At 67.2% G+C, this 11,362-nt stretch carries 8 protein-coding genes; 7 read left to right on the plus strand and 1 reads right to left on the minus strand.

Annotation, left to right across the window (positions count from 1 at the left end):
• Positions 1-3: 3 nt before the first annotated feature.
• Positions 4-540, minus strand: coding sequence for an Rv0340 family IniB-related protein (locus AWC27_RS21235; RefSeq protein WP_085672294.1), 537 nt, complete (start codon positions 538-540; stop codon positions 4-6).
• A 138-nt stretch (positions 541-678) separates the two neighbouring features.
• Here AWC27_RS21235 and iniR point away from each other — a divergent pair, with 138 nt between their 5' ends.
• The 7 genes from iniR to AWC27_RS21270 form a co-directional block, all read left to right on the plus strand.
• Positions 679-3,093, plus strand: coding sequence for an isoniazid response ATPase/transcriptional regulator IniR (gene iniR, locus AWC27_RS21240; RefSeq protein ID WP_085672308.1), 2,415 nt, complete (start codon positions 679-681; stop codon positions 3,091-3,093).
• Between the two features lie 12 nt (positions 3,094-3,105).
• Positions 3,106-3,939, plus strand: a complete 834-nt coding sequence (locus tag AWC27_RS21245; RefSeq protein ID WP_085672295.1) for an SDR family oxidoreductase — start codon at positions 3,106-3,108, stop codon at positions 3,937-3,939.
• Positions 3,936-4,562 carry an acetoacetate decarboxylase family protein gene (locus tag AWC27_RS21250; protein ID WP_085672296.1) on the plus strand — a complete coding sequence of 209 codons (627 nt, stop codon included), beginning with the start codon at positions 3,936-3,938 and terminating at the stop codon, positions 4,560-4,562. Before AWC27_RS21245 ends, AWC27_RS21250 begins: the two co-directional genes overlap by 4 nt.
• Before the next feature lie 222 nt (positions 4,563-4,784).
• The gene (locus AWC27_RS21255) at positions 4,785-7,634 is read left to right on the plus strand and encodes a (Fe-S)-binding protein (protein ID WP_085672297.1); all 2,850 of its coding nucleotides are present in this window, start codon (positions 4,785-4,787) and stop codon (positions 7,632-7,634) included.
• Between the two features lie 30 nt (positions 7,635-7,664).
• Positions 7,665-8,954, plus strand: a complete 1,290-nt coding sequence (locus tag AWC27_RS21260; protein WP_085672298.1) for a pyridoxal phosphate-dependent aminotransferase — start codon at positions 7,665-7,667, stop codon at positions 8,952-8,954.
• 133 nt (positions 8,955-9,087) lie between these two features.
• Positions 9,088-10,623, plus strand: a complete 1,536-nt coding sequence (locus tag AWC27_RS21265) for a PE family protein (RefSeq protein WP_085672299.1) — start codon at positions 9,088-9,090, stop codon at positions 10,621-10,623.
• Positions 10,624-10,749: 126 nt separating this feature from the next.
• Positions 10,750-11,362, plus strand: a 613-nt coding sequence (locus AWC27_RS21270; RefSeq protein ID WP_139837134.1) for a PE family protein, incomplete at its 3' end; no start/stop codon positions are given.

Here is an 11,362-nt window from a genome sequence, read left to right on the forward strand (position 1 = left end):
TAATCAGCCGTGCAGTCCGAAGCCGTGGTGGTCGGGATCAGCGGTGTGCGGGTGGATCACCGGGTGATCCCATATACCGGGGTCGTCGGCCGCGAATCCCGTGTGGTCGAACGTCGGATCAGGTGTCCCTGAGCCCGTGAACAGCACAGATGGCTCATGCGGCTCGATCCCCAACGGCTGGGTCCCCGCGCTGAACTCGCCCATCCCGGGCACAGCCGGTTCGTTGATAACGCCCGGCGCGACATGCTGATGAACTACACCAACCGGCGGATGTGGCGAAAAAGCGTCCAGCGCCGCTGCTGCGGCGCCGCTTGCCCAGACGTTGCCGTGGTCCACAACCTGCGTCCCTGAAACTGCACCTGGGGGTGCCGCCATCGACAGTGAATCCGATACCACCGGAATCAGGTTATTCACATCAGTGCTGGTCACGTTTGTGAGATGAGCGTCGGCGATCGATTGCACGGGGTTGGCGGCATAGCGCGCCGCGGCCTCGGGATCACGCACGAGCGAGATCACAAAGTCGAGCAACGAGTTTGCCATCACGCACCTCCTCAGCCGGTTAACAAGATGCTATCGGTTTGGGGCACCGGCCGTGATCGGTGCGAAACCCACCTGCCGTAGGGCACCATTAGGGGATCCCCCGTTAGGGGATGTCCGGGATTCTGGGTGAAAGCGAACATGGTGGAATCGTCCAGCGAAATCCATCCGGCCGCGCGCGCCGCCGTCCGGGAGCTGGCCAATGCGGCGAGCGTACCGGTCAAGGTACTCATCAGTGGCGGCATCGGAACCGGCAAGACGACCGTTCTCAACGCGGCCCGAGACGCCCTGCGCGATGCCGGCCTGCACGTGCTGACCCGCCTGCGCGACGACGACCCGTCGGACGCGGCTCTGGTGGTCGATGACGCGCAGTCGCTTTCCGACAATGAATTGCTACGCCTGGCCGAACGCGCCGCCGATCCCCGGTCGACGGTCGTGGTGGCCGCCCAACCCCAGGAACACCACCCCGAGCTACGGGCCGTAACGGCGGCTATCGAGCGGACCCGACCGCGAATGACACTCACGCCGCTGACCGTCGCCGATCACCTGCTGGACTGCACCGCTGGGCTGCCGTTCCTGGTTCACGCGGTCTGCGATGTGCCACAGCCGCCGGCGCGGGCGGCCAAGGTCGCTTTGCTCGAGCGGTTACGCCGTCTCGACGAGTCCACGCTCGACACCCTGCTCATCATGTCGCTGACGCAAGACATGGGCGCCGCTGACGTTGCTGCGGCACTGGAGGTTTCGGCAACGGATGCACAACGACTGGTCGACCGCGCCCGCGCCGGCGGACTCGTCGAACCAGTGCATCCTCCTCGGTTCCGGCAATTGGTGCACGACGCCGTCGCCCAGCTCGTCGGCAATGCCCGCCACCACGCGGTCGAGACTTCGCTCCTGCGCTCACAGCTCGAAATATCAACAATATCAGCTGATTTCGCGCTCAATCTATCCGAACATGGCCTACACGACGAACGTCTGGCGCACATTCTCGCCCGCCAGGCCGCCGAGATGCGCGGCGACTCGCGACGACAGGCACGCTTGTACCGCGCAGCGGTCGAGGCCGGCGCCGAAGGGCTGACCTCACGCCTGGCCGACGCGCTGGCCCGCTGCGGCGACTGTGCGGACGCGGCGACACTCGCCGACGATCTGCTGAGCTCACCAGACCCAGCCGAATGCGCTGCGGCAGTGCGCGTTTCGGCCAGCGTCGCCATCCATGACGGAAACACAAGCCAAGCCGCCGAACTATTCAGCTGGTTGGGACCACATTCAGACGCGACAGTAAACGCCGCCGCGGCAATCGCGCTCATCGCGACCGGCGACCTGACGGGCGCACGAGAGGCACTACGACCCGCAAATGCGGGTCCTCCGACGACCTCCGCGCGCACCGCCCGCAGCCTGGCCGAGGGGCTGTTGCTGACCATCGATCAGCCGTATCCCGCGGCGATCGCGAAATTGGGCCAGGCCATCGCCACCGAACAAGCGATGAACGAGGTCATGCCGGACAGCCCCGCCGCACTAGTGACCCTGGCCGCGATACACGGCGGCGACCCGGTTCGCGCCCGCAGCGTGATCGCGCGCGCCGTGCGGGCCGGCGGCGACGAAGCATTCGGCCCGCGGCACCTGCTGCTGTCGGGCTGGATCAAGATGCAAGACGGGCAACTGCCCTCGGCCGCTACGGACGTCGCTGCGGCCGGCGCCGATCTGCACCGCCGCGACGCGTTGTGGGCGGCGGCGCTGCAGACGGCGATCGCGCGCCGCAGCGGCGATACCGGTGCGCTGCAAAAGCATTGGTACACCGCGATGGAGGTGCTCGCCGAGTGCTCGATCGATCTCTTCGTGCTGCTGCCATTGGGCGAGCTGTGGGTGGCGGCCGCCCGGATGCGACATGTCGACCAGCTCCAGCATGCGTTGAATCAAGCCTTCTCCCTGCTTGATTCGCTGGGCAACCCGGCGCTGTGGTCGATCCCGCTGCACTGGGCGGGTGTACATGCCGGAATCCTGGCCAACTCGCCGGAGTCGGTGGCCCCGCACGGACAAGTGCTCAGCGGCGCTGAAAGCGCCCTCGCCCGTGCACTTTCGGCGGCCGGACGAACCTGGCTGCGGGTGCTGGCCGATCAGGTCGACGCCGACGAGGTCATCGTGGCCGCTCGAGCGCTCTCGCACGTCGGGCTGACGTCGGACGCAACCCGGCTGGCCGGTCAGGCCGCGCTGCAAACGCCCGATGGGCGGGTCTCGGGGGCAATGCTGCAGCTGGCCCGCGACCTCAAGCTCGGGGTGGGCGCCGGCGAAGCGCCCAGCGAGGCTGTCGCGGAATCACCCGCCGGCGCCCCGCCGTCGCCGCGCCAGCCGGCGGCCGGCTCGCCGCTGTCCGACCGGGAACGAGAAGTTGCCGAGCTGCTACTGCTCGGCATGCCATACCGCGACATCGGCGGGCAGCTATTCATTTCAGCGAAGACGGTCGAGCACCACGTCGCCCGGATCCGCCGCCGCCTGGGGGCCGGCTCGCGTTCGGAAATGCTGTCGATGCTGCGCGCGATGTTGGCGCAACCCGGTGTGTGACATTCTGGCCGCATGGCTCAGGTAGCAGGCCTGCGAGTGGCCATCACCGGCGGTGCCCAAGGAATCGGCCGCGCGATCGCGGAGGCATTGATCGGCGCGCAGGCGAAGGTTGTGCTCGGCGACGTTCAGGAAACCGCGGTCAAAGTGGCCGCGACCGAAATCGGTGCCAAGGGCTACCACTTGGACGTCACGGACCCGGCGAGCTTCGAAACATTTCTAAACCAGGCCGAAGGTGAGTTGCACGGGCTCGACGTGCTGGTCAACAACGCGGGCATCATGCCGATCGGGCCGTTCCTCGACGAGGATCCCAACCTGACCCGCCGTACCGTCGATATCGACCTGGTAGGCGTGCTGACCGGAACCCGACTGGCTGGCCAGCGGTTCGCCAAGCGCCGCTCGGGTCACATCGTCAACATCGCCTCGGTAATGGGCACCCTCGCATCCCCCAACGCGGCCACCTATTGCGCGGCCAAGCACGCAGTGGTCGGGTTCAGCGCCGCGCTGCGCCAGGAATGGCGCGGCAGTGGCGTCAAGGTCTCGGCGATCTGTCCGGGCTTCGTACGTACCGAGCTGATCGCGGGCATGTCCGCGCCTGCCCCGCTGGAGCGGTTCGTGGTGGTCGATCCCGACGCCGTCGCCACAGCAGTGGTCAACGAACTCCGCAAGGGCGCGTCCCGCACGGTGTTCGTCCCGAAGTTGGTGGGCCTGATCTCGCGCGGCACAGCCACACTCCCCGCCCCGATCGTCGACGCCGTCTTTCGGCTCTCGGGCGGCAACAAGGTCACGTCCGGACTCGACGAAAAGAAACGGGCGGCCTACGACACCCGACTCGAAGGTGGGCAATGAGCATGCCCGACGTTCCGCCCGCACCCTGGGAGTGCCATTGCTCGGCGCTGCTGTGGCTGGCTCGTGGCGGTCGCGCGGCGGCCGCGGCATTCCCGTCGGCGCTGGCCGGAAGCCCCGGGTTGGCGACGCTCGGCGGGTTCGTCCATTACACCGACACGCCCGTCGGCCCGTACGACGAGGTCCTCGGCATGATCGGTTCGCGCACCGGCCTGCGTCCCTGGGGCCATGTCGCATTCATGTCGGTGGATTCGCAGGCGAGCATGGTCGGTGGCCGAACCAACTGGGCAATGCCCAAGACACTGGCCGACTTTGACGGTGACCCCGCGGCCGGGCAGACCGTGTCCGGTACCGGGGCCGACGGCACCCCATGGTCGGTCAGCGCCACCTCCCGGGTAGTCGGCCCGGCCGTCCCGCTCAAAACCAAGGCGACGGCTCGCCAGCAATTCGGTGACGGCCGCGTCGGCGACTCGCTGTTGAGCTTTTCCGGTCGCATACGACCCGCAATCGTCACTGTCCAGGTGTCCTCGGAGGGCAACCTGGCCACCTGGCTACGGCCGGGACGTCACCTGGGTGCGGTAGTCGAGTCCGCCACCTTCACCCTCGGGGAGCCGCACTTTCGCTGAGCTACGGTGCACCAGTGGGGAATCCTCTGGATCCGTTCTGCGGCGGGGTTCAATGACGACGAGCCACTGATGATCGCCGCCGGAGCCATTCTCGGGGGCCTTAACAAGGCACTTAGGGCAGCCTATCTCGCGGCCAGAGCCGCACAGATGTCACTATGAGCGTTGCCCGCACGCGACTTCCAGTGCGATCCGCCGAGTGACGACTAAGTGAGGTGACCATCCGTGACCACGCAGACGCTCATCAGATTGGTGCTGGGCATGGGCATGACCGCGGTCGTAGTCATGTTTGCTGTGCGGCGAGTCTGGTGGCTGTACAAGCTGATCATGTCGGGCCAGCCGGCCAGTGGCCGCACAGACAATCTGGGCAGCCGCATCTGGACTGAACTCTCCGAGGTGTTCGGCCAGCGCAAGTTGCTGAAGTGGTCGCTGCCGGGTTTGGCGCACTTCTTCACCATGTGGGGCTTCTTCATCCTGCTCACGGTTTACATCGAGGCCTACGGGGTGCTGTTTCAGCCCAACTTCCACTTGCCGATCATCGGTCGCTGGGACGCGCTGGGCGCTTTGCAGGACTTCTTCGCGCTGGCCGTGCTGACCGGCATCGTGACGTTCGCCATCATCCGAATGCGCAGCGAGCCCAAGGAATACGGGCGCCAATCCCGCTTCTACGGGTCACACACCGGCGGTGCATGGCTGATCCTGTTCATGATCTTCAACGTCATCTGGACCTATGCCATCTTCCGCGGGGCCTCGGTCAACGCCCTGGGTGACGAATTCCCTTACGGCAAGGGCGCATTCTTCTCCCACGCGATGGGCGCGTTGCTGCATCCGTTGGGCCACGACGCCAACGAGATCATCGAAACCGTCGCGCTGATGCTGCACATCGGCGTCATGCTGGCGTTCCTGCTGATCGTGCTGCACTCCAAGCACCTGCACATCTTCCTGGCCCCGATCAACGTCGTGTTCAAGCGGCTGCCCGACGGGTTGGGCCCGCTGTTGCCGGTCGAGTCCGACGGCAAGCCGGTCGACTTCGAAAACCCGCCCGACGACGCCCAATTCGGCCGCGGCAAGATCGAGGACTTCAGCTGGAAGGGCATGCTCGACTTCGCCACTTGCACCGAGTGCGGGCGGTGCCAGTCGCAGTGCCCGGCCTGGAACACCGGAAAGCCGTTGTCGCCCAAGCTCGTCATCATGGACCTGCGCGACCACTGGATGGCCAAGGCGCCCTACATCCTGGGCGAGAAGGAGTCTCCGCTACAGAGCACGCCGGAGGGCGGGCTCGGCGAGGAACTGCGCGGCGAAAAGCATGCCGAGGAACACCACGTCCCCGAGTCGGGATTCGGCCGCGTGCTGGGTTCTGGGCCGGAGCAGGCGAGCCGCCCGTTGGTCGGGACGGAGGAACAGGGCGGCGTCATCGATCCAGACGTGCTGTGGTCCTGCGTCACCTGCGGCGCGTGCGTCGAACAGTGCCCGGTGGACATCGAGCACGTCGATCACATCGTGGACATGCGCCGCTATCAGGTGATGATGGAGTCCGAGTTCCCCTCCGAACTGGGCGTGCTGTTCAAGAACCTGGAGAACAAGGGCAATCCCTGGGGGCAGAACGCGTCCGACCGGACCAACTGGATCTCCGAAGTGGACTTCGACGTCCCGGTCTACGGCGAGGACGTCGACAGCTTCGACGGCTATGAGTACCTCTTCTGGGTGGGCTGTGCGGGCGCCTACGACGATAAGGCCAAGAAGACCACCAAGGCCGTCGCCGAACTGCTTGCCGTCGCGGGGGTGAAGTATCTGGTGCTGGGCACCGGAGAAACCTGTAACGGCGACTCCGCGCGCCGCTCCGGCAACGAATTCCTGTTCCAGCAATTGGCGCAGCAGGCCGTCGAAACCCTGGACGGGCTGTTCGAGGGCGTGGAGACCGTCGACCGCAAGATCGTCGTCACCTGCCCGCATTGCTTCAACACCATCGGCAAGGAATACCGGCAGCTGGGCGCCAACTACACCGTGTTGCACCACACTCAGCTGCTCAACCGGTTGGTGCGAGACAAGAAGCTGGTCCCCGTCACCTCGGTTTCGCAAGACATCACCTACCACGACCCGTGCTATCTGGGCCGGCACAACAAGGTGTACGAAGCGCCGCGTGAGCTGATCGGCGCGGCTGGAGCCAACCTCACCGAAATGCCGCGGCACGCCGAGCGCAGTTTCTGCTGCGGCGCCGGCGGAGCCCGCATGTGGATGGAAGAGCACATCGGCAAGCGCATCAACCACGAGCGGGTCGATGAGGCACTGGCCACGGGGGCCGCGACCGTCGCCGTAGCCTGCCCGTTCTGCCGGGTGATGGTTACCGACGGTGTCAACGACCGGCAGGAAGAGGCCGGGCGCAGCGGCGTCGAGGTGCTCGACGTGGCGCAGGTGCTGCTCGCATCCCTCGACCACGACACGTCGTTGCTGCCTGCGAAGGGCACGGCCGCCAAAGAGGCCGAACAGCGGGCTCCGAAGCCGCAGAAGGAAACGCCCAAGGCAACCGCGCCCGCCGAGGCACCGGCTGAGAAGCCCTCTGAGGAGGCCACGAAGCCCGCAGCGGCGGCGCCGGTGAAGGGTCTGGGCATGGCCGGCGGTGCCAAGAAGCCCGGCGCCAAGAAGGCAGCGGCGCCGGCCCCTGAAGCGGCAGCACCGGCTGCACCCGCCGCTCCAGCCGCACCGGCCAAGGGACTTGGCATGGCCGCCGGCGCCAAACGACCCGGCGCCAAGAAGACAGCAGCCGCTCCGGCTGCCGAGACGACGGCCGCGGCACCCGCCGCGCCCGAAACCGCGGCTCCTGCCGCCCCGGCCGCACCCGCGGCACCGGTAAAGGGTCTGGGTATCGCCGCCGGCGCCAAGCGCCCCGGAGCAAAGAAGGCTTCCGCACCCGCGCAGCCGGCGGCACCCGCCGAGACGGCACCCGCTGAGGCAAAGCCCGAAGCAACGGCGCAACCGGAGCCGTCGTCGGAAAAGGACGGGGAGCCGGCGCCGCCCGCAGCCCCCGTCAAAGGGCTGGGCATCGCCCCCGGCGCCCGCCGGCCGGGCAAGCGCTGATTACGGTTTGACACCTGTCAGCAAATTTCGGTGGACAGCGATGGCACCATAGTGGGCGTGACTACTCACCAGGTGCCCGTGCATGCCTCCGGCCATCACCGGCAGCGGACCTTCGCGCAGTCGTCGAAGCTTCAGGACGTCTTGTACGAAATCCGCGGCCCGGTGCACCAGCACGCTGCGCGGTTGGAGGCCGAGGGGCATCGCATCCTCAAGCTGAACATCGGTAACCCGGCGCCGTTCGGCTTCGAGGCTCCGGACGTGATCATGCGCGACATGATCCAGGCGCTTCCCTATGCGCAGGGCTACTCGGATTCGCAGGGCATCCTGCCGGCCCGGCGTGCGGTGGTCACCCGGTACGAACTCGTGCCCGGCTTCCCACGCTTCGATGTCGACGACGTCTATCTGGGCAACGGTGTCTCCGAACTGATCACCATGACCCTGCAAGCGCTGCTGGACAACGGCGATCAAGTGTTGATCCCCGCGCCGGATTACCCGTTGTGGACCGCATCGACCTCGCTGGCCGGCGGAACCCCCGTGCATTATCTGTGTGACGAGACGCAGGGCTGGCAGCCCGACATCGCCGACCTGGAGTCCAAGATCACCGAGCGCACCAAGGCGCTGGTCGTAATCAATCCGAACAACCCGACCGGCGCGGTGTACAGTCGCGAAATACTAAGCCAGATGGTCGATTTGGCTCGCGAGCATCAATTGCTTCTGCTCGCCGACGAGATCTACGACAAAATCCTGTACGACGATGCCGAGCACATCAACGTGGCATCGCTAGCCCCAGATATGTTGTGTCTCACCTTCAATGGGCTATCGAAGGCCTACCGCGTTGCCGGTTATCGAGCCGGATGGCTGGCGATCACCGGACCCAAGGACCACGCCGGCAGCTTCATCGAGGGGATCAGCCTGCTCGCCAATATGCGACTGTGCCCAAATGTACCGGCGCAGCATGCAATTCAGGTCGCCCTCGGCGGTCACCAGAGCATCGAGGACTTGGTACTTCCCGGTGGCAGGCTGCTCGAGCAGCGTGACGTCGCGTGGACGAAGCTCAACGAGATTCCCGGCGTTTCCTGCGTAAAGCCCGAAGGGGCGCTGTATGCGTTTCCCCGGCTGGATCCGGAGATCTACGACATCGCCGACGACGAACAACTCGTGCTCGATCTACTGCTGCAAGAGAAGATCTTGGTTACCCAGGGCACCGGATTCAATTGGCCCGCACCGGATCACCTGCGCCTGGTCACGTTGCCGTGGGCCCGCGATCTCGCGGCCGCCATCGAACGGCTGGGCAACTTCCTGGTCAGCTATCGGCAATAGACGTAACAAAAACGGTCAGTTTTGCCAAAGCCGACCGAAACCGGCCTGGTCCACCATACGATCCGCGCTAGTCAGATAAACGCCGACCCGCGTCGGCGCCACCCATTTCGCCATGACCCGTCGGGAGGGTTACATGTCGTTTCTTCTCGTTGCACCAGACGCAGTGGCAGCGGCCGCGTCGGACCTCGCCCAAGTTGGGTCGATGTTCAGTGCGGCCAACTCGGCCGCGGCAACCCGGACAACCGCGGTACTCGCGGCCGGCGCCGACGAGATCTCGACGGCGATTTCCGCGTTGTTCGGTCTCCACGGCCAGTCCTACCAGGCGCTCAGCGCGCAGGCCGAGGCATTCCATGCACAGTTTGTGCAGGCATTGAGCGGTAACGCCGGCTTATATGCGAGCGCAGAAGCGGCCACCGCGCAAAGCATTGTCCTGGACCCCCTGAACAGCCTCAGCGTATTGCTGACCGGACGCGCCTTGATCGGCAACGGCGCCAACGCCGCGCCCGGCTCGGGCTTAGCGGGCGGGGCCGGCGGCTGGTTGATCGGCGACGGCGGTAACGGCGGATCCGGAGGGCTCGCCCAACAGGGCGGCAACGGCGGGGCCGCAGGACTGTTTGGCACCGGGGGCGCGGGCGGCGCGGGCGGAAGCAATGGACTCAACAACGGCACAAACGGCGGCAGCGGCGGGACCGGTGGGCTGCTGTATGGCGCCGGAGGTGCCGGAGGGGCCGGTGGGGCAGGCTTCGCCAACGGCGGTAATGGCGGCAACGGAGGCCATGCCGGGCTGCTGGGCAATGGCGGCGCCGGTGGCGCCGGCGGTCTGGGGAACGCCGGGCTGCTCATTGGCGGCGGTAATGGCGGACAAGGCGGCGCCGGCGGCATCCTCTTCGGCAACGGTGGCGCCGGCGGCGCCGGCGGACTCGGCGGTGTGCTGGTCGGTGGGGCCGGCGGCGACGGCGGCAACGCCGGGTTATTCGGCGGCACTGCCGGCGCGGGCGGCGCGGGCGGAGACTCATTGGGCGACGCCGCGGGAGCTGGTGGCAACGGCGGCCAAGCCGGGCTGTTCGGCAGCGGCGGCGCAGGCGGCACTGGCGGGACCAGCTCCGTCAGTCAAGGCGGAGCGGGCGGCGACGGCGGCCGCGGCGGCCTGATCTCCGGCTCCGGCGGTGCTGGTGGCACCGGTGGTGAAGCCAACGTTCTTACCAATATCGACACCGCCACCGGCGGCGCCGGCGGCAATGGCGGGGCTGCCGGCCTATTCGGCCTCGGCGGGGCGGGCGGCACCGGTGGGGTCGGCTACGCCGACACCCTGGGCGCCATCGCCACGGGCGGTACCGGCGGCGCCGGCGGGGCCGGTGGCGCGCTGATCGGTAACGGCGGGATCGGCGGCACCGGCGGGGCCGGTTTCGTGGCCGCGGGTGCCACCGGCGAAGGCGGCAATGGCGGCAACGGCGGCAAGGCCGGTCTGATCGGCAACGGTGGTAGCGGTGGCAGCGTCGGCATGCCCGGCCCGAACGGCATCGGCTCCGGCACCGGCGGTAACGGTGGCGACGCACAGTTGATCGGAAACGGCGGCAACGGCGGCAATGCCGGCGCCCTCTTCGGTAATCCAGGTAACCCGGGCGGGGGCGGATTGCTGTTCGGCGAGTCTGGACAGCCTGGTCTCTAGTCTGCGCGACTGCGAGAACCTGCCTAAAGGTGCATTCCAGTAGGGGCGAAATGCCCTAGCTGCCCAAAGCGTTGTTGCGCGACGCTCTAATCCCTGTGTCGATGGTGACCCGGTTGGAGTACAGCGATGACGTATGTGGTGGTGGCACCGGAGATGGTGGCCGCGGCGGCAACCGATTTGGCGAATGTTGGTTCGACACTAAGTGCAGCTAATGCGGCCGCAGCGGCCCCGACAATGGGGGTGCTGGCGGCGGGTGCCGACGAGGTGTCGGCGGCCATCGCGGCCTTATTTCAAGCGCATGGCCAGGCGTATCAGGTGTTGAGCGCCCAGGCGGCCGCGTTCCAAGCCAACTTCGAGGCCGTTTTGACCGCCGGCGCGAACGCGTATGCCAGTGCCGAGGCCGCCGCGGCGTCGCCACTGCAGCCGCTGCTCGACCTCGTCAATGCGCCCGTCCAGGCGGCCTTTGGACGCCCACTGATCGGCAACGGCGCAAACGGGGCCCCAGGAACCGGGACAAAAGGCGGAGACGGCGGGCTCTTGTTCGGTAACGGTGGAGCCGGCGGGTCCGGTGGACCCGGCCTGGCCGGCGGCAACGGCGGTGCCGGAGGAATCCTGTTCGGCAACGGCGGCGCCGGCGGAGCCGGCGGCCCCTCATCGACCGGGTTCGGCGGGGGCGGCGGGTTCGGATTCTTCGGTGACGGCGGGCCTGGCGGCACCGGCGGCGCATCAGCCGCCGGAG

This window comes from Mycobacterium szulgai (assembly GCF_002116635.1).
Taxonomy (GTDB): domain Bacteria; phylum Actinomycetota; class Actinomycetes; order Mycobacteriales; family Mycobacteriaceae; genus Mycobacterium; species Mycobacterium szulgai.

Bases quoted from the DNA above. Each gene is read 5' to 3' on its own strand.
- AWC27_RS21235 (WP_085672294.1), bottom strand. From the start codon at position 540: ATGGCAAACTCGTTGCTCGACTTTGTGATCTCGCTCGTGCGTGATCCC.
- iniR (WP_085672308.1), top strand. From the start codon at position 679: ATGGTGGAATCGTCCAGCGAAATCCATCCGGCCGCGCGCGCCGCCGTC.
- AWC27_RS21245 (WP_085672295.1), top strand. From the start codon at position 3,106: ATGGCTCAGGTAGCAGGCCTGCGAGTGGCCATCACCGGCGGTGCCCAA.
- AWC27_RS21250 (WP_085672296.1), top strand. From the start codon at position 3,936: ATGAGCATGCCCGACGTTCCGCCCGCACCCTGGGAGTGCCATTGCTCG.
- AWC27_RS21265 (WP_085672299.1), top strand. From the start codon at position 9,088: ATGTCGTTTCTTCTCGTTGCACCAGACGCAGTGGCAGCGGCCGCGTCG.